The 24,723-nt window shown below is 51.5% G+C and carries 27 protein-coding genes; 3 read left to right on the top strand and 24 right to left on the bottom strand.

Annotated features, from left to right (window positions below; translation table 11 throughout):
- The first annotated feature begins 82 nt into the window (after nucleotides 1-82).
- Nucleotides 83-925, top strand: a complete 843-nt coding sequence (locus ACX1DY_RS06550; RefSeq protein WP_458963372.1) for an SDR family NAD(P)-dependent oxidoreductase — start codon at nucleotides 83-85, stop codon at nucleotides 923-925.
- Nucleotides 926-944: 19 nt separating this feature from the next.
- Here the strand turns inward: ACX1DY_RS06550 and ACX1DY_RS06545 are convergent, their stop codons facing one another.
- Together ACX1DY_RS06545 and ACX1DY_RS06540 are read right to left on the bottom strand one after the other, a co-directional pair.
- The gene (locus ACX1DY_RS06545) at nucleotides 945-1,685 is read right to left on the bottom strand and encodes a cupin domain-containing protein (RefSeq protein ID WP_458963371.1); all 741 of its coding nucleotides are present in this window, start codon (nucleotides 1,683-1,685) and stop codon (nucleotides 945-947) included.
- A 154-nt stretch (nucleotides 1,686-1,839) separates the two neighbouring features.
- The gene (locus ACX1DY_RS06540) at nucleotides 1,840-3,432 is read right to left on the bottom strand and encodes a sensor domain-containing diguanylate cyclase (RefSeq protein ID WP_458963370.1); all 1,593 of its coding nucleotides are present in this window, start codon (nucleotides 3,430-3,432) and stop codon (nucleotides 1,840-1,842) included.
- A 163-nt stretch (nucleotides 3,433-3,595) separates the two neighbouring features.
- Between ACX1DY_RS06540 and ACX1DY_RS06535 the strand changes: the two genes are divergently transcribed.
- Nucleotides 3,596-4,459 carry an alpha/beta fold hydrolase gene (locus ACX1DY_RS06535; RefSeq protein WP_458963369.1) on the top strand — a complete coding sequence of 288 codons (864 nt, stop codon included), beginning with the start codon at nucleotides 3,596-3,598 and terminating at the stop codon, nucleotides 4,457-4,459.
- Nucleotides 4,460-4,542: 83 nt separating this feature from the next.
- On the opposite strand, the gene ACX1DY_RS06530 is transcribed toward ACX1DY_RS06535, so the two are convergent.
- The 15 genes from ACX1DY_RS06530 to ACX1DY_RS06460 form a co-directional block, all read right to left on the bottom strand.
- Nucleotides 4,543-5,067 (bottom strand): YfiT family bacillithiol transferase, encoded by a 525-nt coding sequence (locus tag ACX1DY_RS06530; protein WP_458963368.1) that lies wholly within the window; start codon nucleotides 5,065-5,067, stop codon nucleotides 4,543-4,545.
- 15 nt (nucleotides 5,068-5,082) lie between these two features.
- Entirely contained in the window at nucleotides 5,083-5,760 is a 678-nt protein-coding gene (locus ACX1DY_RS06525; RefSeq protein WP_458963367.1) for an HAD family hydrolase, read from the bottom strand.
- Complete coding sequence (locus ACX1DY_RS06520) at nucleotides 5,761-7,386, bottom strand: glycoside hydrolase family 9 protein (RefSeq protein ID WP_458963366.1); 1,626 nt, start codon at nucleotides 7,384-7,386, stop codon at nucleotides 5,761-5,763.
- A gap of 20 nt (nucleotides 7,387-7,406) precedes the next feature.
- Nucleotides 7,407-8,144, bottom strand: a complete 738-nt coding sequence (locus ACX1DY_RS06515) for a GTP pyrophosphokinase (protein WP_458963365.1) — start codon at nucleotides 8,142-8,144, stop codon at nucleotides 7,407-7,409.
- A gap of 286 nt (nucleotides 8,145-8,430) precedes the next feature.
- A complete protein-coding gene (locus ACX1DY_RS06510) occupies nucleotides 8,431-9,465 on the bottom strand; it encodes an HD-GYP domain-containing protein (protein ID WP_458963364.1) in 1,035 nt (344 codons plus the stop codon).
- Between the two features lie 223 nt (nucleotides 9,466-9,688).
- Entirely contained in the window at nucleotides 9,689-10,153 is a 465-nt protein-coding gene (locus ACX1DY_RS06505; RefSeq protein ID WP_458963363.1) for a hypothetical protein, read from the bottom strand.
- A 52-nt stretch (nucleotides 10,154-10,205) separates the two neighbouring features.
- Nucleotides 10,206-10,703 (bottom strand): signal peptidase I, encoded by a 498-nt coding sequence (gene lepB / locus ACX1DY_RS06500; protein ID WP_458963362.1) that lies wholly within the window; start codon nucleotides 10,701-10,703, stop codon nucleotides 10,206-10,208.
- Between the two features lie 29 nt (nucleotides 10,704-10,732).
- Nucleotides 10,733-11,134 (bottom strand): DUF4265 domain-containing protein, encoded by a 402-nt coding sequence (locus ACX1DY_RS06495; RefSeq protein ID WP_458963361.1) that lies wholly within the window; start codon nucleotides 11,132-11,134, stop codon nucleotides 10,733-10,735.
- Between the two features lie 139 nt (nucleotides 11,135-11,273).
- Nucleotides 11,274-12,140: an SDR family oxidoreductase gene (locus tag ACX1DY_RS06490; protein WP_458963360.1), complete on the bottom strand. Its 867-nt coding sequence runs from the start codon at nucleotides 12,138-12,140 to the stop codon at nucleotides 11,274-11,276.
- 68 nt (nucleotides 12,141-12,208) lie between these two features.
- Nucleotides 12,209-13,351: a GNAT family N-acetyltransferase gene (locus ACX1DY_RS06485; protein WP_458963359.1), complete on the bottom strand. Its 1,143-nt coding sequence runs from the start codon at nucleotides 13,349-13,351 to the stop codon at nucleotides 12,209-12,211.
- Nucleotides 13,348-14,664: a F390 synthetase-related protein gene (locus tag ACX1DY_RS06480; protein ID WP_458963358.1), complete on the bottom strand. Its 1,317-nt coding sequence runs from the start codon at nucleotides 14,662-14,664 to the stop codon at nucleotides 13,348-13,350. Before ACX1DY_RS06480 ends, ACX1DY_RS06485 begins: the two co-directional genes overlap by 4 nt.
- The gene (locus ACX1DY_RS06475; RefSeq protein WP_458963357.1) at nucleotides 14,661-15,515 is read right to left on the bottom strand and encodes an MBL fold metallo-hydrolase; all 855 of its coding nucleotides are present in this window, start codon (nucleotides 15,513-15,515) and stop codon (nucleotides 14,661-14,663) included. The genes ACX1DY_RS06480 and ACX1DY_RS06475 overlap by 4 nt, the downstream gene beginning before the upstream one ends.
- Nucleotides 15,512-16,504: an NAD-dependent epimerase/dehydratase family protein gene (locus tag ACX1DY_RS06470; RefSeq protein ID WP_458963356.1), complete on the bottom strand. Its 993-nt coding sequence runs from the start codon at nucleotides 16,502-16,504 to the stop codon at nucleotides 15,512-15,514. The genes ACX1DY_RS06475 and ACX1DY_RS06470 overlap by 4 nt, the downstream gene beginning before the upstream one ends.
- Nucleotides 16,501-17,736 carry an ATP-grasp domain-containing protein gene (locus tag ACX1DY_RS06465; protein ID WP_458963355.1) on the bottom strand — a complete coding sequence of 412 codons (1,236 nt, stop codon included), beginning with the start codon at nucleotides 17,734-17,736 and terminating at the stop codon, nucleotides 16,501-16,503. Before ACX1DY_RS06465 ends, ACX1DY_RS06470 begins: the two co-directional genes overlap by 4 nt.
- Nucleotides 17,726-18,727: a beta-ketoacyl-ACP synthase III gene (locus ACX1DY_RS06460; RefSeq protein ID WP_458963354.1), complete on the bottom strand. Its 1,002-nt coding sequence runs from the start codon at nucleotides 18,725-18,727 to the stop codon at nucleotides 17,726-17,728. Before ACX1DY_RS06460 ends, ACX1DY_RS06465 begins: the two co-directional genes overlap by 11 nt.
- Before the next feature lie 263 nt (nucleotides 18,728-18,990).
- Between ACX1DY_RS06460 and ACX1DY_RS06455 the strand changes: the two genes are divergently transcribed.
- Complete coding sequence (locus ACX1DY_RS06455; protein ID WP_458963353.1) at nucleotides 18,991-19,803, top strand: hypothetical protein; 813 nt, start codon at nucleotides 18,991-18,993, stop codon at nucleotides 19,801-19,803.
- Between the two features lie 64 nt (nucleotides 19,804-19,867).
- On the opposite strand, the gene ACX1DY_RS06450 is transcribed toward ACX1DY_RS06455, so the two are convergent.
- The 7 genes from ACX1DY_RS06450 to ACX1DY_RS06420 form a co-directional block, all read right to left on the bottom strand.
- The gene (locus ACX1DY_RS06450; protein ID WP_458963435.1) at nucleotides 19,868-20,659 is read right to left on the bottom strand and encodes a lipid II flippase Amj family protein; all 792 of its coding nucleotides are present in this window, start codon (nucleotides 20,657-20,659) and stop codon (nucleotides 19,868-19,870) included.
- Nucleotides 20,660-20,844: 185 nt separating this feature from the next.
- On the bottom strand, nucleotides 20,845-21,231 hold the full coding sequence (locus tag ACX1DY_RS06445; RefSeq protein WP_458963352.1) for a ribosomal maturation YjgA family protein: 387 nt from the start codon (nucleotides 21,229-21,231) through the stop codon (nucleotides 20,845-20,847).
- Nucleotides 21,232-21,261: 30 nt separating this feature from the next.
- The gene (locus ACX1DY_RS06440) at nucleotides 21,262-21,735 is read right to left on the bottom strand and encodes an NUDIX domain-containing protein (RefSeq protein WP_458963351.1); all 474 of its coding nucleotides are present in this window, start codon (nucleotides 21,733-21,735) and stop codon (nucleotides 21,262-21,264) included.
- Nucleotides 21,736-21,780: 45 nt separating this feature from the next.
- Complete coding sequence (locus ACX1DY_RS06435; protein WP_458963350.1) at nucleotides 21,781-22,236, bottom strand: hypothetical protein; 456 nt, start codon at nucleotides 22,234-22,236, stop codon at nucleotides 21,781-21,783.
- Between the two features lie 191 nt (nucleotides 22,237-22,427).
- Nucleotides 22,428-22,961, bottom strand: coding sequence for a putative ABC transporter permease (locus ACX1DY_RS06430; RefSeq protein ID WP_458963349.1), 534 nt, complete (start codon nucleotides 22,959-22,961; stop codon nucleotides 22,428-22,430).
- 236 nt (nucleotides 22,962-23,197) lie between these two features.
- Nucleotides 23,198-23,383 carry a hypothetical protein gene (locus tag ACX1DY_RS06425; protein WP_458963348.1) on the bottom strand — a complete coding sequence of 62 codons (186 nt, stop codon included), beginning with the start codon at nucleotides 23,381-23,383 and terminating at the stop codon, nucleotides 23,198-23,200.
- A gap of 148 nt (nucleotides 23,384-23,531) precedes the next feature.
- Nucleotides 23,532-24,599: an LLM class flavin-dependent oxidoreductase gene (locus ACX1DY_RS06420; protein WP_458963347.1), complete on the bottom strand. Its 1,068-nt coding sequence runs from the start codon at nucleotides 24,597-24,599 to the stop codon at nucleotides 23,532-23,534.
- Nucleotides 24,600-24,723 lie beyond the last annotated feature (124 nt).

Raw genomic sequence — 24,723 nt, 5'->3', positions numbered from 1 at the left:
TACAAGATATGTTATACTACTATAGAACATATGTTCCTTCGCATAATGAAAACTCGAATTTCAATAGGAGGGATTTAATTTTATGCAAAAGATTAACGGAAAAGTAGTATTGGTAACAGGAGCAACCAGAGGTATAGGCAAAGGAATTGTGATAGCTCTTGCGAAGGCTGGTGCAATCGTTTATTTTACTGGAAGAACAGAATTTGAATACCAAGGTGCAGTCAATCTCGGTGGATGTATTTCATCAACTGAAAAAGAGATACGGGATAATAATGGTATTGGATATGGGATTAAATGCGACCACACTGATGATGAACAAACCAAAGCTGTGATAGAGAGGATAATTGCAGAACAAGGGAAAATTGATATCCTTGTAAATAATGTATGGGGTGGGTATGAATACTATAATGATGGAACACCATTTTGGACAGAGAATGGGTTTTGGACTGCTCCATTAAGTCGCTTTGATAAAATGTTTACATCTGGTGTTAGGGCACATTTTGTTACAAGTTGTTATTCTATTCCACATATGATAAAAAATAAAACTGGATTAATTGTAAATATTTCTTTTTGGGCGGCAGAAAGAAATGATATGGGAGTTTCTTATGGAATGGCGAAATCAGCAACCAATAAATTAACAGAAACTATGGCATATGAATTGAAAGAAAATAATATCAGTGTAGTTACAATCTACCCTGGACTTGTTAGAACTGAGTCTGTTTTAAAAGCATCAGAATATTTTAATTTAAGCAATTCTGAATCTCCTGAATTCATAGGTATGGCAATTGTAGCATTGGCTTCTGATAAGAATATTTTGAACAAAAGTGGTTCCAAAATGACTGCCGCACAAATTGCCATTGATTATGGCTACACAGACATTGATGGAAAGCAACCTGTATCATTAGATCAAAGCAATTGTAAGTAATAGTAGTTACGGTTTACTCCTATATATTACCGGAGGGATCGACTGAAGTCTGCGTACCGGGATAGGGCTGAACATAGGGCTGTTGCCGGTACTGCTGGACATACGGCTGACCATAATAGCCCGGCGAGGGATCAGCTGGCTGGTAACCGTAGGACTGGAGCATCTGCGGCGACTGCGGATACATATATGGAGGCATAGAATTAGGATGTTCGGCATTTGCCCCTGCAGTCTTGCCGGGTTTGCAGCAGTCCGCAGGCGGTCCAATAAACGTGCCGGGCTGCACTGGAGCCAGCGTATCCTTCACTTTGGCCTCATTCAGACAATAGGTGTGCGCAAGAACATTCGTTGGTGTAAGGGTCAGCAGATCCGAGCCTAGAATGACCTCAGGAACTGGAGCATTGAAAATCGCCAGCAAATGGGTGCAGTCTACAGTGGCAACCTCATAATGCCACCAGCCCTGCGGCACATTCGCCACTTGTCCAGGGCAGATGGGGAAATGCAGCAGCTCATTCGTAAACGGGTTGATCAATGAGACTACAGCCTCGCCGGAGATGCAATAGACCAGTTCGGCGGCATTTTGATGATAATGCGGTTCAACCACATTGGATTTGCTGAGAAAAATATCAAGCAGGGATGTATTCTCCAGCGTGTTGAGCTCATTAACCGATAACGTATTGATATAATTGCAGGCATCCTTCCGAAACGTTGTATTGCTGTTCACATCAAAAGCAAACTGTGTATTGGGTGATTTGTAATCCATATATAAAGTCACCGGGCAATCCATCCCTTCTGCAAAAACCTTATTCTCGTTCTACGATAGGATATGTATCCGCTCATGCCCAGGTGAATGATTTTTTCTTCCGGCCTTGTCCCAAAAAAAAAGCATCCTCCACAAGGGAAGATGCACCTAAGTCCTAATCACCAGCAATGACCGTCCGGTTCCTGCCCATGCCCTTGGCCATATACATGGCCTGGTCCGCCTGCTCCAGCAGCTCCTCGCGGGAATTTCCGTGGGTAGGAAAATGCGCAATTCCCTGCGATGAAGTAACCTTCATCGCCAGCGGACCGGCACTTCCTTCCAGCGTTTTGCGAATTCGCTCCGCAACGAGATACGCATCTGCAGCTTTGGTGCGCGGAAGCAGCACCACGAACTCCTCCCCGCCGTAACGGCAGCAGACATCGCCTGGGCGAACGCTAGACGTCAGGATTCCGGCTACCTGCTTCAATACCTCATCCCCTGCAAGATGGCCATAAGTGTCATTCACGAATTTGAACTTGTCCACATCCAGCGCAATGACAGAGAAGGAAAACTGTGCGGCGATCCATTGATTCATCGTGACTTCAACCGATCTCCGGTTCGCAAGTCCGGTCAGAAGATCCGTCATCGCTTCCTGGGTCAGTTGGCTCGTCTGCTTCTGAACATCACTCCAGGCAATGGCAACCGCTTGGGTCAGCAGGTCTGCTTCCCGATTCCAATGCGGCTTTAGCTCAGGAAGCTCCATTTTTTCTTTGCCTACCCTGCTCATCAGGTCCGCTAGCATCACGAACGGCTTGGCCAATTGATGAGCCAGCAGAATCACAAGCAGCAGCAGGATCACAAAAGGAATTATGGTATAGGCGATTGTTATGCGGAGGTGGCTCTGTAATTCATCCTGGATGACGCTCACAGGCGAAACCACCACAACTCCCCAGCCATTCGACGTAACTTTGGAATAACCGGCCAGCATCGGGATGCCTCGAACATTCACCGCCTGCATTTGTCCGCTTTTTCCTTCAATCAATTCTTGCACAACCTTGTTTGCACTGACATCCTCATTAATGCGCTCTTTATCAGGGTGAAACAGCAAATGCCCGTCAGCGCTCACAATGTAATAATAGGAGCCTTCAGCATCAACATCGTTATTGCCGCCAAAAATCATATTCAGGATATTATGATTCTGCAGATAGATTGTTCCGCCAAGCTGCCCCAGATAATGCTGGTCTTTGTCGTACAGCGGCTCACTCATGAACACAATCATTCTGCCGGTAGAGGGGGCTGTATAGGGTTCGGAAAGATAGGGGCTCTTCAGGCGCAACGCTTCGAGCGCCCACGGAGAATCAACTTTTTTGCCGGCTAGTCCAAGTGTTGCCGGTGAGGTGTTGCGGATAATGCCATTTTCACCTACCAGGAGAATCGAATTAAAATAGTTGCTGCTGTTGCGCATTAACTCAAGATAATTATTAATTTCTTCAGGCTTCACTCCGTGCGACAGTCTATACGCGCTGAATTCAAGGGAGCTGCGCATGGAGCGGAAGAGAGAATCCATCGTTTGGCTCATTCTTTCGGCATTGACAAGGTTCAGATTCAGCGTTGTTTTGATCAATGATCTTTTTTTCGATTGATATGAAGCGGTAAGCAGGATCGTAGATGTCAGGAGAACCACCAGTGTTACCAGACCGATCAGCAGCGCGGTAAGACTGAGCTTCTTCTTTTCGGATAAGAGTCCTGCTCCTCCCGGTCTAGGCATTACTTAACCTCCTCGTGTTACTGGGCAGCAGCTGCCAACAGGTGTATCTAATTTATAATTATAAACGATTGAGATGCAGAATCCACACATCATTCATCCTTCTTTGGGGCAGAATTCAACTATTGGTTTAACCAACCCAATTCTTAGGAGGCTTATTTGGAACATGATGTGGATAAAAAACAAAGCAATACCGGCCCTCGCCATGCTCATGGCGCTGTTGATTCTGTGGGCTGGGCAGCCTGTCCATGCGTCAGGAGTTGAAGCTGCTGTAAAAGGCAAGCCGGCAAATCCCGGGGCGCTCACCTTTGTACTGGTGCATGGAGCCTGGGTTGATGCCAGCTTCTGGGATGAAATTGCCGCCGAGCTCCGCAAAATGGGGCATACCGTGTACACACCTGAATACGCCGGACACGGCGCGGATCAGAACAAAAACGTAACCCACGCGCAGGAGACGAAATCGGTCGTTGATTTCATCAAGCAGAAGGATCTGCACGATATTATCCTGGTTGGGCACAGCTTTGGAGGTACGGTGATTCAAAAAACGGCTGAGCAGGTACCGGACCGGCTGAAACGTCTGGTGTTTTTTGACGCCTTCGTCGTGCCGGACGGGCAAAGTGCGGCAGACCAGTTCCCCGCTCCGGCAAAAGAGGTGTTCGCCCAGTTGCTCAAGGCTTCCGGGAACAATACAATCATGCTCCCCTTTAATCTTTTCCGGGATACCTTTGTAAATACAGCCACACTTGAGCAGGCGCAAGCGCTGTACAAGAAGGTTATTCCTGAACCGGGAGGGCCGCTGTTCGAGAAGCTCGATCTGAAGAAATTTTACAGTCTGCCGACGCCAAAGAGCTATCTTTATCTGACAGAGGATATTGCAATGCCGCAAATCCCGCCTTACGGCTGGCATCCCGGACAATCAAGCCATTTAGGTGTTTACCGGTTCATCGAAGGCACAGGCGATCACATGACAACCCCTCATACACGACCTCAAGAGATTGCCGATAAAATTGTCCAGGCCAGCCGCGACTAAGGTCTTTGCGCAGCAGGACATGAATAAGAGCAAACGGCGGGACCTGTCCCGAATCCGCTTGCTCTTCTTATTGCCCGTAACACTTACCAGCCGCTGCGCTCAATCAGTGAAGTAATCTGGGCAAGATGATGCCGGTTATGCCAGTTGTATCTTTGCAGCGCCGTATCCAGAGTCATTGTTCCCAGCATCAGGCTTACAAAGGTTCTGCTATACTGCGCATCTTCCAGTGAACTGAGCAAAGTAACGAATCTCCGGTTAAGATTCTCCAGTAATAGAAGCGAGGTTTCAACCGGTTCACTGCTGTAATCGCTCAGCTCAGCCCATAAATCCTCCCTATAAGAAGGAATTCCCGGCGCCTCTTCGGTCAATCCCCGTCTGAAACGCAGATAGGCATTCATGTTGTTGTCGGCGAGATGATGCACCACCTGCTTGACGCTCCAGCCGCCTGGACGGTAGGGAGTGTTCAACTGCTCCTCGGTGAGCGGCTCAATGATCCTTCTTAACCGTGCCGCCATCGCACGCAGTTCTTCAATGCTCATCTTCCGCTCCTCGGCCGTCTGCGGGCCTGCGCTTTTGAAGGGACCTATCGGATAGCGTAATTGATCCATGTTCTTCTCCAGTCTCTACAGGATGGCGTAGAATTCGTCTAGGTCGCTGACCGTATAATCCGGCTTAACTTCATGCTTCCATTCGGCTCCGTCCCGGTTCAGCCAACAGGTCTTCATGCCCGCTCTGGCCGCTCCCAGCACATCTGAGGCGGAGTCGCCGATATGGATAATCTCTCCAGGCTTCACGCCGTAAAAGGCTATAACCTCGCTGAACATTCTGTTCAGGCCGTCATTTTTGTAGGATTGGTATTCTTCAGAAGAGAACAGCCTAATAGGATAGTCCTTGTAAAAATCCGGCAGCATCAGCATATCCGTATCACTGACAATGCAGACCTCGTATTCTCCCCCGGTAATCCGCCGCAGGAACCGCTCTGTCTCTTCATACAAGGTGGACTGCCGGTGCTCGGCGAATAAAATATCCACAGCCTTCAAGTCGTCGAAATTCACAGCATGCTGCTGGAAAACCTGCTCGAACCCGCGACGGTATATTTCTTTGGTGGTACAAAAGCCACCAGCAGCACGAATCGCTTCTGCCTGGGTATGATAATGGCTCAGCAGCAGTCCACCAAGCTCCAAAGCCCGCTCATCGCTGTAATCCTCCAGCAAAATCCGCCTCCACACATAGCCTGTCCGATCCTGAACATTCACGAGTGTCTGAAACATATCCAGACTGATCACTTTATAGTTCTTCATTTACGCATTAAACCTCGCTGCCACAAACACAGCCGGTGAATTCCAGTAAATCGTAACCTCATTCGTGGAATAGCTGAGATCGTGGTCGGCAAAGCATTGTGCGGCAGGCTTGCCCTGCAAATGCTCCACGACATATTCGTCGTGCAGGCCACGGTCAGGCCCGCCGGACACCAGCCCCGGCACCGGATCGGCCACACCGTCGCCCACGGATGGACGGTGATGCGGGTGCATGACCGGACGGTCTCCGAACCCCGTTACATAACTGATATCCAGCACATTACGCCCCATCAGGTAATGCAAATGATCCAGAGCGCAGGCGGCAAAAGCCGCTTCCCCGCTGAAATGCTCCGCTGCCAGCAGCAGCATGGCATTGTTAAGTATCAGCATATTGCTGCCCCAGATATAATCCTCTTCCAGCAAAGAAATGCGGTATCCATCCTCCCGGCTCTGCCGGACCAGACGGTCAGCTTCTGCCAGCAGTCCCTGCTTCAGTGAAGCATACAAGGCTGGCTCTGTCCGTTCTTCCCCGGTCAACAGATAAGCGAGTGTACCGTAGCCCCCCATATCCGCCCAGCCAAAGCTGTATTTCGGAAATGGCCGCTGAACCAGCAACTGAACTGCCTGATGGTAAATCTCTTCGCCCGTAGTCCGGTACAGCTCCGCCGCAGCCCAGAAGCGTTCGTCGTGATCACACTCATCTCCGTATTCACCCGTGGTAATTCCCGACGGATTGGTGAACCCAGGCTCCTCGGGATGCCGCTCCAGCCAGCCCCAGGCAACAGACGCCGCAGCAAGACATTTCTGTGCATACGCCGGGTCAAACGGCGCATAGACTCTTGCTGCCATCGCCATAACTCCGGCAAAATCCCCTGTAGCGGCTGCAGATACCGGCGAGAAATACAGCTCAGCCGTATCGTCCTCCGGCATGACATCAAGGCCCGGGAAATTCAGTGTGGTCAGCTTATGATATACACCGCCGGTCCCCGCTTCCTGCATTTTGAACAGCCAGTCCAGCTCAACCTTACATTCCAGAAGAACATCCGGGGTTGTCCCGTCACTTTCCGGCAGAGGAACCGGGGCGGCAAACGCCGCCGGATACAGCTCATAGGCGAGCAGCAAATCCGCAACAGTCTTCGCTCCAGGACCGGAGTACTTACCATAATCTCCTGCATCATGCCAGCCTCCGCAGCTATCCAGCTTCAGCTCCGGGTGTCCGTACACGGTTCCTTCTGCGGTATGGCACGCCCCATGCGCCCAGGGACCGGCATATTGCGCGGTCAGTTCGACACCGCAGCGGAAATAATAAAAGGCTTTCAAAAGTCCCTGCTGCAGCTCCCCGTAAGGTTTGTCGGCAATGACAAAGGAAGCGGATGTTGCGCCATTGTCTCCTTCAATGCGGTAGCTTCCGGCTGTATTCAGCTCAGAGAAATCAGCGGCATGTACACTGGCACCGCTGGGCTTGTCCAAAGTAGCGGCCCCGGATTGTCCAGTATAGACCACGGCCCCCGTCTTTTCGTTAATAACACGAAAATCATGCCCCTCACCGCTGAACAAAGCGATTTTTGTGCCTTCTGTGGGGTAGCCGACCTGATTCACAGCAATCTGCCGGGCATTATGTACGCTCATCCACCATCTCTCCCTATTTTCTACTCTCCAAGCAATTTAATGAAATTGGCCGGCAGGTGAAACTGCTGGTTGTTGATAATGATCCTGCGCAGCTCTTCATCGGAATCATCCTCCTGGGCATCCTTGATCTCCTTAATTTCACGGTGCAGGCGCTCCATCTGCAGGTCCAGCTCATAGGCTCTGTCGGCGGCATTTTTCAATTCCCGGGTCAGATGCTCGGGAACCGCCTGGCTGTATTTATAGAAAATTTTATGCTCCAGGCTGGCCCAGAAATCCATAGCAATTGTACGGATTTGCACTTCTACGCATACATGCTCCTGACAGTCGGACAGAAATACCGGAACCTCCACCAGCAAATGCAGGCTCTGATAGCCATTGGGCTTGGGATTCTTGATATAGTCCTTCACGCTGAGAATCTTCAGATCATCCTGCTTCTGCAGCATTGCACTGACATAGTAGATATCCGAGATAAAAGAGCAGGTAATCCGCAGCCCCGCGATATCCTTAATACTCGCTCTGATGGCGGGAAGGGAAATCTCGCTGTTCTTGCGCAGCATTTTATTCATAATGCTCTCAGGTGACTTTATCCGTGATTTCGTATGTTCTATAGGGCTATAATCATGGAGCATCTGGAATTCCTGCTTTAGAATTTCGATCTTGGTCTCCATTTCCTCAAGGGCGAACTTATAAATCATCATAAAACGGGTGAGTTCATATTTGATCTGCTTGATTTTCTCGATCTGGGTTTCGCTGCTCATAATCATTTCTCCTATCCTAATCTCTCATTAATCATAGCCAATCTACTAACGGATTTCAAATTTCACCCATCAAGCAGAAACGGCTACGCCGTCCTTAAAGGGAGCCTATGCTTCCGAAGCAGCGATACTGCGTATCGCTTTCAGGTATCCGTTTTAGCGAGAAATATAAGGATAAAGTATAGTGTGCAACTTAAACTTTCTTATATTTATAAAAAAGGTTACCTCACCGTCCGTTTCCGGACAGATGAGATAACCTGATCTTAAATCACTAAATTAATGTTCCTGCTTACATGAACACTTCTTCTACGGACAAACCGCGCTCGCGGGATAAATCTCTGAACACATTGTCTACCTTAACAAGCGGCTTGAACATGTCCAGCGGGTTGTTCATTACAATAGTGCCAATTTCCCCGTTGCTGAGCTGTACGCTTTTACCGACAAAACCAGGCAGCAGATGTCCGGTTAGCGCTTGGACAACTGTCCCGTTCAGCTTGCCAAAGCCCATTTCATGCACCTTGCGCAGAACGGAAACCAACCCTTGCTTCGGCTGATTCGGTCTGGAGGTTGTCAGTCCCATGTAGATGTTCGCTACGGCCACAATTTCGGTGAACGGATGAATGTCACTTTTGCCGATCTTGTTCGGATAGCCGGTCCCATCCTCAAACTCATGATGCTGGAGCGCTACCAATGCCGTATTCTCATCCATCTTCGAGCCGCGGATAATATCGTAGCCGTAGGAGGTATGGCGTTTCATTTCTTCCACTTCGTCAGCCGTTAAGATTCCAGGCTTGTTCAAAATGGACGCAGGAACCTGGCTTTTGCCGATATCATGCAGGTAGCCGGCACGGCTGATCTGATACCGGTCTTCCTTGGAATGGCCGAGCCATGCAGCTATGTAATACGACAGCAAACCCACTTGCAATGAGTGGTGGTATGTATCAATGTCATCACGTTCCAGCAGGAGCAGCAAAGACACAACATCCTTTTGCTCATCCAGCGATTCCAGCAGCGGCTCCAGCGTGTCATCCACCATGGATTGGGTAAAGCTGCCTTGGGCCAAGGCTTCCAGGAATATCGATTCGTAGTTCTGAATAGCATTGTCAAAATTGTCATTCAGACTGTGGCTCAGACCACTGCCGTTATCTTCATGCAGCACTTTACGCGGTTCGATATCCACATATTCAATCTTGTGCCGCATCAGGATGGTGATTTCCTCGCGCTGCACAACTGTTCTCTTAGGAAGAACATGCAGTCCTACACTATTGAAAGTGTCTGTCAGAAGACAGTCGCCGTGTTTGAGATCAGTGACATGTACTTTCAAGTATCAGCACCCCTTTTATGTACAGAAATAATGTTTCCTCTAGCTTTATTTGATCATAGCCAAAAGCCTGCAAAGTCACAATATGGTTAAAGTCACATTCACTGCCTGCACCTAGGTATATTGAATCTCCAACTTTAGACTCTCGCCTTACTGCATGCAGGCAATTTACAGTATTGGCCGCGCTTCAGATAAAGGTATTTTGGAGTATTACAATGCGGTTTCTCTACATCCATTTCATAAACAATCCGTAATCGAGCTTGATTCCGTTCTCTGACGCCCAGCGGCCTAACTGCTTCATCGACTGCTCTCTATCATCTATGAAGCGGAAACAGAGACGGAGCGGTACAATTCGTTTGCCTATGAGCTTAATTCCCACAAGTGAACCGTCAATGTGGATGGATTGAATCTTATTCGCCGGGATGGCTTCATTTCGGATTATCAGTAAACCTGCTCCCCACTTGATTTCAGCCGCTTTCCGCAGAGCATTGCAGAGCAGGAACACCAGGATAGCAGTGCAGACAACAATCCAAAAGATCATAAAATATCTCGTCAAAGTATGTGGATGGGCCTGATTTCTCAAACTGTCCACTAACGTTGGAATTTGAATGATGATGACAAAGACTATGGTTAGCATCGAACGGACAGCAAGCGGCGTCTTGATTCTGGATACAGGTAAATTGTCCTGCATGGCAGATTCCTTTCACAAATCGGAATGATATAGCGATAGACTATCCTATTTTTCAGAAAAGATCGTTGACGTCGAGCAGAACTTTGCCGATCAGCTTATCCTTGGCTACAAACGGAGTGTTCCACATATGGGCGTCATAGCTCGTATTCCGGTTGTCGCCGAGAAAAAAATAATGGTCTGCCGGAACGGTGACCGGCCCAAAGGTATAGTTCATCGGTTCCTGAAGGTAAGGCTCATCAATCTTATCATCGTTTCTGTACAAGGCTCCGTCTTTGATTTCAACGGTGTCTCCCGGCAGCCCGATCAGCCGTTTCACATATCTTTTCTGCTCTTCGCCAGCTACAGGCGGATTGAACACTACAATGTCGCCATGCTTCAGCGTCGTCAGCCAGAGCATCTTCTCCACCACCAGGCGGTCGTTGATCTGTATGGTCGGAATCATTGATCCGGTTGGAACTCTCATCGCTTCAGCCACATATGTGCGGATAAACAAAGACAAAATAATACCGATTGCTATGCTTGGCACCCATTGCTTCAGAAATTTTTTCATCCTTCTGCCACCTCTCGGTCATTCAAGTATTAGATATCAAATTGTTTAATAATCTGGGCCATTTCGGCTTCCGCATCCACTGCGGAGTGCTTGGGAAGATGGATGACAAGCAAGCCGCCAAAAATCTGCTCACATTTCCCGTCATGCTCCCTGACGCGCTGCTTAAACTCCTGAATCTCCTGCGAGCCTGCCGCTTCCTTGCTCAGGAGCCAGGCATATCTCAGATATCCCGATTTCTGCACCGTTTCCACATAATAAGCAATCCCTTGCTTTTCTTTGACTCTGATAATGTCCCCAAGGGCAATGCCCGGGTTAAAAATTGGCGTTTCTTCAATGCGGTATTTATCCTGTGCAACCGGAGTCACATCCAGAATCTCTATTTCGCGTCCTTGCTCATCAAAACAAATATGCAGTCCTACCGTACCCGGCATAGGGACACCTCCCATCCTTTTGGTAAGTTAAAACGGTTACGCCGTCCTTAAAAGGACGGTGCCGTTTCAGCGAGAAATAGAAGGATGATTTATGGCGTAAAACATATAAATCCTTATATTTTAAAATAATCACCTTGTTCTATTTCATCCCTTTCAGCGACCTGGCGATAATTCCTTCCAGCGTCTTCCAGGGCAGCAGGGCTTTGCCGATCATTAAGAGACGCGAGCCTTTGCCTACGGGATAACGCAGCTTGGGTGCCTTCATCTCCGTAATCCGCGCAATCAGCTCGGCAACCCGGATAGGATCTGGTGCGGTCTCGGCGCTTCGCCGGGAATACGTAAGCACTTCCTCCAGCTTTTCCCGATACGGGGAATCTGCGCTAGTATGCATCCCTTCCAGCCCTTTGCCCCAAATCGGCGTACGGAAGGAAGCCGGCTCCACCAGCACAACACGGATGCCAAAAGACAGCAGCTCATGACGCAGGCTTTCACTGAAGCCCTCCACCGCAAACTTGGAAGCCGCATACGGACCGTAGCCGGGAAACCCGTTCAACCCGCTGACGCTGCTGACGTTGATGATCAAGCCCTCGCGCTGGCTGCGCATGACAGGAAGCACCGCCTTGGTCACCGCAACCAGTCCGAAAAAGTTCGTCTCCATCTGCCGCCGCCATTCGTCCATGCTTACTTCCTCCACATAGCCGCCTACGGCAAATCCGGCGTTGTTCACCAGCACATCAATTCTGCCAAAGCTCTCGATGATTGAAGCCACAGCAGAATCTATTGAAGCTGCATCCGTCACATCCAGGGTCATTAATTGAATCTGTCCGCTGACACCAGTCTGTTCGGCCTGGCGGATCAGCTCCCCTTGGCGGCTTAAATCCCGCATGGTAGCTACAACCTTGTAGCCTTTGCCTGCCAGAGCAAGCGCGGTCAGCAGCCCGAAGCCGCTGGAGGTTCCGGTAATGAGGGCGATTCGATCAGCATTCTGCCCGTATTCAGTGTTCACGCTGCACCTCCTAATAGATTGGGTAGAGCACACGTTAGCTTTGTGAGTATATGCATGCCGCCTTTGAATTACAGCTTCAGCTTTTGGATCAAAGGCATGCCGATCCGGCGCAGCAGCAGCTCCAGAAATGACCAGCCGCTGCGGTTCAGCCAGGAAGTGCCTTTGTCATACACAGCCGACAGCTCGGTAGCCGCCACGGCTCCCCGGTTGCGTTTGAATTGTCCCACACCTGAGCTCTCGTGCAGCAATAGCCCATCCCTTTCCGCAATATCAATCAGTACAGCGGACAGCATCCGGTAAAGGCCAAGCGGCTGGGGAAGTGCCGTGTCGTAGCCAAAGAGCGGCGCTGTCATCACGCCCTCCCGGCTGTAAAAGCCAAGCACCGCGTCGAGCCTGCCATTTTTGCGCAGCCCGTATATGTGCAGTGTCCGCTGCTCCAGCGCCAGCCGGATAAAAGCCTCTGTAAACTGCGGGTTATGAAGCGAATATTTATGTATATACAGCAGCTCGTACAGCTCCACAATCCGGGGAATATCCTCCGCTGTGATTTCGCCTTGGTCCTGAACCGTGTAGCCATGCTTATCCAGCAAAGCCCGGTCCCGCTTCACCAGCCACCTGGCCTTGGAGCCGGTGGGGTGCTGCAGCAAATAAATCTGGCGGCTGGGCACCAGCTTGCAGCCATACTCTCTTAACGCTTCTATCATAGTACCGGATGTCTCCCTACTAAGTGACCGATATAGAATAGTATAACCTGGATACTCGCGCCGAAGGAAATCTAGCACCTCCATCATCTGGTCAGGGCTCACAGCAGGATGCAGATTCGTAGACAGCAGCCAATTGTTGACCTGAACCACCTTGTTGAACCGTGCTCTTCTGAACAGAGCGCCCACTCCATACAGCAAGCAGGAAAGCGCCGCCTGAAGCGGCCGGTTGTTCAGCAAGATCAGCTCCTCTCGCGCATAGCTGACATAGTGCGTATACGGCGAGCATACATAAGAATTGGCATAATCCGCAGCATTGACTGTAATGGGGACAGGAATCCCCTCGACCACAACCACCTTGACTGTTGTACGCACGTTGGCAATGAAATGTTCTGGCGGATGCTCCATCAGCGGTAAAATATATTGCCGCGCATAGCGGCCGTATTCCGTATCAGGCCATTCCAGCTCTCCGATATGCTCCCGGTCATATTGAACGATCCTGATCTTCACAGCTTCCAGCCCCTCTCCACCCGGCGCAGCTTCGTGGTGCCGGGTATGAAGCTGTATGCGGTGAACGTAAGCTTCGGCGGAATGCAGCCCAGCCGGTTGAACAGCCGCGACAGCTCCGCCGCAATCAAGGACTCTGTATCCTCTGTGCTGCCCTGCCGTGTGCGGTACGAAATCTCCATATCGAGCGGGCTGCGCTGTATCACGCGATAGTGCTCCATATCAGGTGAAGCCGCCAGCACAGCACGGGTGATAAAATCGGGGAACAGCGTCACCAGCCGTCCATCTTCGGCATGCGGCACATACAGGATATCATCGCAGCGGCCTTCGATCCGTTCAATTGCCGTAAACAGGGACCCGCAGGGACAGGGCTCAGCCGCCTCGGTCAAAATATCGTTCAGCCGGTAGCGGATAATGGGCTGGACTGATCTGGAGAAATCAGTCACAATCGGCACGAAGCGCCGCGATGCCTGGTCGAGATACTCTTTTTCAATATGAACAATATCCTCATTAAGATGCAGTGTGCCGCATTCGCAGGTGGAGCCGAGAAAACCCTCTGTGCACTGATAAGCCTGGTGTACGGTCTGTAAGAAAGTGTCCTCAATCTGCTGCCGGTCCAGCGGGTCCAGAACCTCTGCGACTGCAATAATCCGGCGCGGCTGCACCGTCAGGCTGCCCGACTGCCGGGCCTCAGTGAGCAGACGGAGCATGGAGGGCGGAGCAATCCAGATATCCGGACAATACTGCTCCATTCGGGCCACAAGCTGATCCAGCGGCTCCAGCAGGTCGAAATACTGAAATTGCAGCCGTCCTTGTCGGACAGACTCATAAAGGTTGCTGTTTGCCCGCAGAAAAAAAGCGATCCGCGCACGCTTCCACAGCCCTCCCGGCAGCAGCTTCGCCAGCACCGTTCCGGTCCAGGCTGCCTGCTCCTCTTCATCTACGAGAAATATGCCGCGGCTGCCCGATGTTCCCGAGGACAAGCCCACAGTAATGCCCTCAAGCGTAGGCTTGAAATCCCGGCTGTTCTCGGCCTCATAGGCTTCGGCAAAAGCCTTCTCCTTGGTAATTCCGGCAGTGTTCAGCGTATCAAAATGCTCCATCATCAGCGTTTTCTCAATAACCGGAAAACGCCGCCACTGCTCGTCAGGAATACCCGTCCACAGCTCCCGGTAAAACGGCGACCTCTGGCGGATATGCTCCACATGACGGCGGATGCGCTGCTCCTGCCACTCCTCCAGCTCAGCCCGGTTCTTCCAGCGGTGTCCCCATTTCGTCAGGAAATAATAATAGACGGTTCGCATAATCCGGCTCATTTCACACCACCGGTTCCCCAAGCGGCAAGCGCCTCGCGGCAGTGGCTTGGTACGATTCTCAGCTCTGGAAGCTTCTCATGAATCTGGCGCAGGCGTTCAAAATTAAGTCTGTATTCCTTCCTATCAGACATAATGAGTCCTGCTGCGGGATGCGGCCTGCGGTTCTCGCGGAAGGCCCGGCTGGACCATACCGTATCCGCGCACAGCAGATAGTCATGCTCGCCGGTGGATACGAACAGGCCGATCATCCCGGCAGCATGGCCGGACATTTCCACAGCCAGCAGACTGCCGTCTCCGAGCAGATCATAGGCTGTCTCGAACGGAAGGGCGGCGTCTAGCCGCCTCATGGCCGAGTACTCGTCCACGGGCAAAGAACGGGAGGTGAAGTCCTCCGGCAGCAGCCCGGGCAGAAATCCTGCCCGCACCGCTTTGATCGGCCCAAGCCCGCGCACAGCATCATAAGACTTCCGCAGATAGATAAACCTCGCCTGGGGAAAATCCCGGACACCGCCGATATGATCAGCATGAAAGTGCGACAGGATGATATAACGAACCTCCTCCGGCGCAATCCCGGCTTCACGCAGACAGTTAACGGCGCTTTCTTCATCCTTGAATACCACAGGTGTGATATGGCGGTAGAGTGAGGCCGGAAGCTGCGCCGTCTCCTTGAAGAAGCGGACACTGTAGCCTGTATCGAACAGAATCGGACCATGCTGCGGATGTCTCAGCAGGGCATATCCCGCCGGGAAAGCCACAGGCCTATATGTGCCGCCGCGCAGCGTCAGCAGTTCAGGATGTACGCAGTACCCTGCCGATAATATGGATACTGATACCGGTATTGAAGTAATCATCTCTGTTCCCTCCACCACTCCGCAAAAGATTCAATACCTTCGTCTATAGTTACACGGGGCCGATAGCCAAGCATTTCCCGGGCCAGCGAAATGTCCAGCGTCTGGGAAATACCCAGCGCTGACGCGGAATAGCGGGTAAGTATCGGCTCCCCAAGGAAGGGCAACAGCTTATGTATCCCTTCCAACAGTCCTGCTGCGGCATAGGCGGTCCGGTAAGGAATTCTCCTGGTGCGCAGCGGAATATTAAGCTTGGCAAACAGCCGGGCAAGCAGCTCCTTGAACATAACTGGCTCGCCATTAGAGATATTATAGGCCCGCCCGGCCGCTTGGGGCGGAGCGGTGCAGCAGAGCAGCATGGCATCGACCACATTATCCACGCAGGTGAGATCAATCAGCGCTCCTCCGCCATCCAGAAGCGGCACACCTTTGGCCTTATTGGCCTCAAGGAGCCGCGGAAACAGCGCATTGTCCATCGGGCCGAATATGGCTCTTGGACGGAGCATAAATGCCGTCAGGCCCGCCTTTGCCGCCTGCTCTACCACCCGCTCCGCCAGAAGCTTTGTTGCAGCATAGCTATTAGCCGGCTTCTGAGGAAGCGGGTCCGCTTCCCGAATGTCTATGTGGCTAGACCGGCTGGAATAGATGCTCGGGGTGGAGATATGAATCAGCCGTTCAACGCCATGCTGCAAGCAGCCCTCCACAATATGGCGTGTACCTTCGACATTGCACCCGTAGAACTCACTGTATTTCCCCCAGGGAGACGAGAGCGCCGCACAGTGGAATACAACATCCATTCCTTTGCAAGCACGGGATACCGCTTCGGCATTGCGCAAGTCCGCCCCTACAAAAAACGTGCCTTCCCTTTCGAGCTGTACTCCAGCCTCCAGACTGCGCCCAAGCCCATATACCTCCCAGCCCAGCTTTACCAGCCTTCGCGCCGTATGCCGGCCCAGAAAGCCGGTTGCTCCCGTTACCAATGCCTTGGTCATGGCTCACCATTCCATTCTATATCTTCAGTCAGAGCTTCAGTAATTGAAATATGTTTGCGCCGGGCAAGCCTGTGGGCGTTATATACTACACGAAGCTGCTCGCGGAAAAGATACGGCTCATCCTTACGGGTTATCACATCCTCCGCCTCGCGCAGCGCCTGCAGCCACTTGCGCAGGCCTCCCGGACCAGGCTGCAGGCCGCAGGCGAGCATCGGGAGCATGAGCATCGCCTTTCGTCCTGAACGGGGGATGCACACTGTGCCGGAGCGCACCAGAGCTTCGGGATGAAGCAGCGCCTGGACAAGCCCATCCTCAGGGGCAAACAAGTGGATACCGCTTGTGGCGCGCGGGTTGCATTCAATCGGATACAAGGTTCCATCCCCGGCTTCAATGAAATCGAATCCGATCTGGCCGGTGAAGCAGATAGCATCAGTGAAATGTCTTACCCATGCGAAGGCATCCGGGTGTTCCAAATGCTCGAAATATACACTGGCGCCCGCCTTGCCTGTCCGGTACCGGCTGCCGTAGGCGGCATGCGCGACAACTGTGCCTTGATGCACAATGCTATAGGTGCATACCGCTTCACCTTGGATGTATTGCTGTGCCACCCAAGGTGCGGCTAATGAGAGACCGGCAGGCGCCTCGCTTATTGCGAAGGTTCTTGCGGGTTTTCCCCCAGAAGCCTTACGGGGCAGGATCACTCTGGACGCAAAACGGGAATAGGCCGGTTTAAATACCAGGGCCTCATCGTTTCGGGCAGCTTTCTCCGCAATGAGCCTCCATTCCTCTGCACTGCGGATCAGCTTTGTCTCAGGGACTGCAAATCCAAGCCCGCTGGCCCAGGTGATAAACTCACCCTTGTGATGCAAACGGGTCAGCAGCTCCGCTCCTGCTGCCAGCACCTGGCAGCCGCCAAGCCTGTCAATTCCTGCTGCGATATAGAAAATCTCCTCGCACAAAGGGATTAATATATCAATGCGCAGTTCCTCAACCAGCTTGGCTAACTGCTCAATATAGGCTACGGGGCTATGCCGCGGAGACGGGACCCGGAAGCTGCGCTCAACCGCAGCGGAGACACGGCAGAGATGATATTCCGCGCTTTCCGCCACAAATACTTGGCAGCCCTCTGCCTTAAGCATGCGCGACAGCTCAAGGGCTACAGGCGCCCTCCCGCCAGTAATCAGTATGTTCTGGACCTGCGGAACGCCTATTGCTATTGGATCAGTAGTCAATAATCATGCCTCCCAGGGAGAGCCCTGCTGCCGTGCCAATGAGCAGTACGCGGTCCCCACGGCGGACCCTGCCCTGCAGAATGGCTTCATGAAGTCCCATCGGGATCGACGCAGCAATGGTGTTGCCGTGGCCCGGCGTATTATCAAGAAACCTGTCTTCGGCAATGCCCAGCTTGTTGCGGAGCAGCCGCATCGCCATCGCGCTCCCCTGATGAGGCACAACAAGCCGGAAATCCTCCATTGCCGTGCCTGTCTGCTCCAGCATTTCACGAATGAAGTCCGGAAGCAGCTTCGAAGCCTTTCTGAAGATTGCTTGTCCATCCATATGAAATAAATAAGGTACAGCATTCTCCTTGCTGAAATTCTTCGCATGAAGCCTTGTGCCGCCGCCGGCAATTTCCGAGTACCGCGCTCCGCTGCTGTATGTTTTCAAGGAAGCATGCACAATCCGGGAGGCTTCTCCGGCTGCTGACGGGCCAATGATAACCGCTGCGGCTCCGTCGCCGAACAGCGCCGTACTCTCCTTATCCTGCAGGTTCAGTCCGACCGAGGCAATTTCCGTTGCTACAAGCAGCACATTGCGGTATCTCCCGGCTTCTATCATATATGACATGACATCAAGGCCTACCAGAAAGCTGAGACAGGTTGAGTCGATATCGAAGGCAGGCACCCCGGAATTCTCCTGTCCCATAGCCTGTTGTATAAATACGGCTGTGCTCGGCAAAGGCTGCTCCTTGGTTCCGCTGGTACAGACCAGACAATCTATGTCGGCAAAGCTCAGGCCTGCGGCGGCAAGCGCCGCTTCAGCCGCTCTCGCTCCCATAAAAGATGCGGTCTCATGCTCTCCGGCATAATGACGCACACCCACACCGGTCACTTTGTTAACCCATCCTGGAAATGTGCCAAGTGCAGCATCCAGTTCCTCATCGGTCACCTTTCTGCTTGGCAAATATTTTCCTGTACCCATGATTTTCACATGTCTAAGCTGCACTTCTGTCATCTCCCTGTATTGTAAACTATAGAACTATTCTACTAGATTTTTTAGTAGAGTTACATTAAAACAAGAAAAAACTGTCACATAAATAGAACTAATGTTCTTTTTCGTTCTTGACTATCCATTAATTTCAAGCTATATTGGATTTACAATTACACACGCCAAGCGGGAGAAGCACCTCGCAGGACAGGCATTTACGCCTTCCTTCGAGGTGCTTTTTTTGTGCCTGTTGGCGAATTTTATGACAGGAGCTGGAGGAAATGAATAAACGTACAGGGGTAAGAAAAATTTCAGCAAGGCTGTGTTGCACAAGCTTTTACAGCAGATGGCTGGTGTGGCTGCTTCTGCTGGCATTATGGGCAGGACATGCCCCTCAAGCAGCAGCCGCAGCAGACTGGGATTCCGCACTGGATGATATCCATGCCCTTTACAACGATTATACCGTTCTGCAGAATACCCTGAAGTCCGAGAACCTGCGGACGGGGACGCTCCGCAAGCAGAACAATGCGGATCTTGCCGCAATCAACCTGAAGCTGCAGGCAACGGATGCTTCCCTGCTGACCCGGTTGAAGGCGGAGGCCGCAGCCATGAAGAACAAGCATGCTCCGCTTCTTGAGGAATATGGCTCGCTTGGCAAGCAGATTGCTGCTGCCCGTAAAGCGGGTAATCTGAAATCCGCTACCCTGCTGGAGATCAAGCGCAACAAACTGAAGGCGGCTGCAGCCGCAGCCCGGGCCGAGGTGAAGACGAAGAATACCCTGCTGGCTGCAGCACGCGCCGCAGCCGCAGCCAAGACAAAACCTGCCAAGGATGCGCTTGCTCCCATAGCGAGTCTTAAGAAGCAGATAACCGCCCAGAACAAACTGGTCAGCGCTGCACAGACCGAACGTGCGAAGGCCGACAAACGCTATAAAGCCGCGGTTCAAGCCGGTGATGCCATTACTGCGGCTACCGCGATGAAATTGTCATATGCCAAGATGGGCGAGATCCGCACCCTGGGTCAGATGAGCTATAGCTGGGAGCAGAAGATCACCCTGGCGCTCCGGTCGGCAGAATCCAAACTACCGAAATAAAGCTTCTGCTGCCATGGCTTGATACCCCGTTTCAATCCAGGTAACTTCTGTATGTATGTAATCTTCAGATCAACTGCACCAGCCAGCAGATTGCATATGCTGCAGGGACAAGCACGAGCTGGCCCAGCAATGTCCCCAAAAATCGGGAACCCATTAACAGGACATATATTTTGCCGAGCTGGTCACGGTATTCCGCATTTTCAGTGGCTTTGTGAGTAATCACTCCAAGCTGCGGGTCAATGAAGACGGTCAGCAGTATCGTAGCTACCCCGTTAATCATCCCTGACGCCTGGGAGGCGGTCGTGCTGAACTGAGGCATTAAGTGCGCCGCATAGAGCGAGGACAATACACCTACCGTGTAGAACCCGGTAACGAAGATGTTCATTACAATGAACCGTTTCGGAATACCCAGGTACCGGAAGCTGTGCAGCTTCAATCTGGGTTTGCGGATATACTTGCGGGTATTCTTAAGCTGGCCGATAGTTACGCTGGTCAGCAGCTTGGGTATGGAGCCTTCAATCTCCAGCTTGGAGATGATTCTTCCGAACAGGCCTACAAAGGTGGGAAACACAGCAATGGCAATTAAAGTCCCCAAGGACGAGGACAGCATAATGATCCGCAAATAGTTGAGCAGCGGGAAGCTGGCGTCTGTTTTGGCAAAGTCCACAAATTTCGCCGTCAGCGGTGCCTGCACCATATTTGCCGTTCTCGACACCAGCACGATAATTCCGGTCAGCGATAAAGCAATAGCGATCTTGTTCAGCCTCACTCCGGCAAAACGTACTGAATATGATAACGTCTCGGCCGTATGAATGATCATCGTCAGCAGGCACACTACGATTAAACTGTTTGTCATTGTCATTAACGCATTCATCTCCAAGTCAGGCAGCATTTGAGATATGCAGCTTCAATCATCCATTTTCTTACAAACCGCAGATCACCTCACTTAATATATATTCTTTGACCTGTATAATCCAGAAGCAATTTTGTAAGATTTATAGAATTGTGTATTCCTAATGCCTTTAAGCAATTCCAGCTCCATCAGTTCCTTATTTTGGATAGGCAACCGTTGTCCAGACCATAAGCGAGCCCTATCCCCACTGTGTAGCGGAGCAGGTCGATCCACAAAAAACCTTTTCCCAGGATCAGCCCTCCCGCTGCATTAGAGCGCAGCCCGTTGATCCAGTCTGTTTGATAGAGCTGGCTGAACTCAATGCCATAGCTGAAGCTCAGACTCAGCACAAGCGACAGCCCCAAAGCCCGGCGGGTGAGCAGCACCCTGAAGGCAAAATAAACCATCGCCGCCCATAGCGCGTCCCCTAAATGGCTTGCGACAAACGGTGGCAGCCGGTCTCCGAAAGCTCTAGAGCTGAGACCCAGGACGATGGCTATGAGCACAGCGCAGCAATATATCATTTTGGCTCTCATGTTGGTCGCTCCCATATCGTGGTGTTAAGTTTACTCGAAGATCGCCGGGTCCGTATCGGAATCCTGCATAAAAATCTCCCGGGGATACGGGATGGTAAGCTCCGGCAGCTCCTCTTTGTCAAAAAACCTGAATTCCTCCGCCTCACCGTCCACGCTCCGTGGGGTTCCTTTGACAATCGTGCATGCAAACACAATAACTGTATATTGCACCCGGTCGCCATTGCTGTACTCGTAAGCATACTTCTCTCCGCCGAACACCCCGATAATCCGCTTCGGATTCACCATCAGACCTGTCTCTTCAAAAACCTCCCGGCGCAGCGCCCGTGACGGCTTCTCCCCCGGTTCAATTGCGCCAGCAGGAAGTCCCCATAGCTGTTCCCCGCCATTGCGAAGCAGGAGAATCCCGCCCTCCTCATTCCTGATCACCGCCGCCACAGACGGCACCATCAGCATCTCACTTCCAGCCTTCTCCCGCAGCCCGCGATAATATTCGGATATTGGCATGACACCCTCCTGTTTTTTGTAGTATTGCAGCACTTTTCAACGATCTTATAGCGCGTCCTTACGGAACGAAATCAAGCTGATTGTCTCATCCTTCGCGTAACCCTCGCAATTGGACAACTCAACACTGTAAAATTCTACTGTCTCATCAAGCCTCATTGCCCTACAGACATATTCGGTCTTTCCCGTGTTGGACGACATGCCGTCTCTGGTATTGTCCACCGTCCAACGGATCACTCTGCCGTCACTGTATAAGTCATGAATGAACGGCCCGCTGTCAACTCCCCACTGAATCATGGTTAGGTTATCGCCTCTGCCGCCGCCAAATCTCGCAATCATTTCTTTGATTCTGTCCAAATCGGTCTGATCGAAATGCGTGATCAAATCCGGCTGATCCCTGGCTTCACCCTTATTGGCTGCCAGCACCAGCAGGCCCGTCAATAGGCCAATAATGAATGCTTCCAGAATAATGACAACAGTGCTTTTCTTCCAAAACCCTCTCATAATTCCTCCCGGGATGCCTACTTTGCGTCAACTCCTCTCACTATATTTGACATTATCAGCATCTATTCCTTGTCCGCCAAAAATAACAAAGAGACATCCCCGGCTCATTGGCCTGAAGATGTCCCTTGATCTACCGTATGCTCTTTCATCTAAAATACTCGCTCTGGCCCTCTAACGTACTTGTTCTAGCCCTAGCCTTCCCGCAGCTCCAGCCCCTTTAGGCCGCGCCGCCGGGTCCGGCAGGTCCAGAGCAGGTCGGCCGTGAATATCAGCGCCACCAGCGGCAGCACCAGCAGCCGCAACGGCTCAACCTGCTTATACAGCATTTCTATGAGCGGATGCAGTCCATAAATGCAGGCAAGCGCCAGTCCCCACCAGTACAAAGAGAACTTAAGACAAATATGACCCTGCATCTGATAAGGCAGTTCTGAGTAGTTCCACCATTGCTTGTGAAATGCCGCCTTCAGCAGCCATCCGCTGACATACTCAACGGCGGAAGGAATGATTAAGGCAAGCGCCACGATAAGCGGAAATGGAAGCCCCAGATCCTTGGCAGCCAGCAGCAGCAGCAGCGGGGCGAAGCCGTACATCGGCTTGAACGGCCCTTTCAGAAACCCTTCCTTCCGGAAGGTTCCCACGCTGTACAGGTTGTAGCTGCCCTCCAGCACCCATCCAAGAAAAGAGTACAGCATAAAGTAAAAGAAATATTCTCCCGTCACACCCACAGCAGTGTGATGCCCCAGCGAAAGCAATTGTGTGATTGAAATTTTGTTCCGCCCCCTCCTGCTAATCTTTTACAACAGATATTATTGGGAGCTAGTATGCCTAGTTTGGGCGGAAACTATGAAGGAAATTATTGGTTACCCTTTGTGCAGGACATGAAATCTAATGATCAGCAAAAAAAACATAACCCGCAGGTTATGCCATAATCCTGGGAGCCTGTAGCAGCGCTTCCCGTATATTAGCTTTTATTCTGCTGTTCCTTGAGCAGTTGCGTCAACGACTGGCCGTCATGCTGCTTCCTCAGCGTTTCCAGCTTCATGTCGCTGCGTACGCCAAAGTCCGAGCCGTACTTTTTCTCAAGGTTGCCCACCAGAGCGTCACCTCGTTTGTGCCGGTACCGGCCGTTCTCATTCCGACTTCGCATCTAGGATTCCTCCCCGCAATATGGATTGCTTGAGACCTGTGAAATCTGCAATGAACTGGAGAATGACGGCATGATCAGGTTGTACGTGGCTCAAGTATACAATAATTGCTAAACCGTTCTCAACATGGAAAGCCGGGAAATGAATCAGTTAATGCACAATTTGAGGAACGGTCAGCGCCTTGCTCTCCCAGACCTTGCTCGGAATTTCCCGTTTAAGCACCGGAATAACCTCTGCCGCAAAACGCTCCAACTGCTCGCGCTGCTCCGCCTCTGTCAGACCGTCCACGCTGATGCTCAACACTTCATGGCCAAAGGCCTTGTGGTAATCCAATATTTTCTCAATCACGGACTCCGCGCTGCCGACAAGTGCAGGACCATTTGCAATATTATCCTCCAGATCCCTGAAGGGCGATTGATTATGCTTGGCTGAATCCGTTGCTTGAAACGCATTGTAGTAGGGACGATAACGCCTCACAGCCTCCTCGGTGGTATCCGCCAAATACAAGCTGCCGGCCCCTGAGCCAACAACCGCACTCTTCGGATCATGACCGTAGAACGCTAAGCGCTCGCGATAATGATCAATTAGCGCCTTATATTTGGCCTGTGGATGGAAGCTATTGGAGGAGAAAAGGGGTTCGCCGTATCTGGCTGCCAGCTCTGTAGACAGCAGACTCGATGCGCTGCCATGCCATACCGGAATGAAGCTCTGAAAAGGTCTTGGCTGCGTAGTGACGTTGTGCAGAGCCGGGCGGTAGCGTCCCTCCCAGCTTACATTTTCCTCTGTCCAGAGCCGCTTAAGCAGCCCGTAGCGCTCGGCCAGCGATTCCCATTGTTCCTCCTCGGTTATGCCAAAGAGCGGATAATGCCGGGGATCATTGCCTTTGCCGATGATCATCTCCAGACGCCCCCCGGAAATATGGTCAAGCGTCGCATAATCTTCGGCTACCCGTACCGGATCAAGGACACTCAATACGGTTACCGTAGTAATCAAGCGAATGCGGGAGGTTCTGGCGGCGATGGCGGTCAGCACCAGCGGAGGCGACGAGGACAGGAAGGGAGCCCCATGCCTCTCGCCTACGCCATAAGCGTCAAAGGCAAGCTTCTCGGCCAACACAGCCTGATTAAGCACATTTTGAAACTTCTGCTGCGTGGTAAGCACTTCTCCTGTCACTGCGTTAGAAGTATTCGCTATAAGACTAAATAATGCAAATTTCATTCGGCATTCTCCTTTCAAGCCTTTGGGTAACAGGTTTTATTAACTTTAATCCCCGATCCTGGGCGCTGTCTAATAGAGATTTCTTGCCTTTTAATTGGAATTTTGAATAGGCTCCTGATACGCT

The sequence above is a fragment of the Paenibacillus sp. BAC0078 genome, from assembly GCF_054483875.1.
The sequence above is the reverse complement of the archived record's forward strand: the minus strand, read 5'-3'. Positions and strand labels throughout refer to the sequence as shown.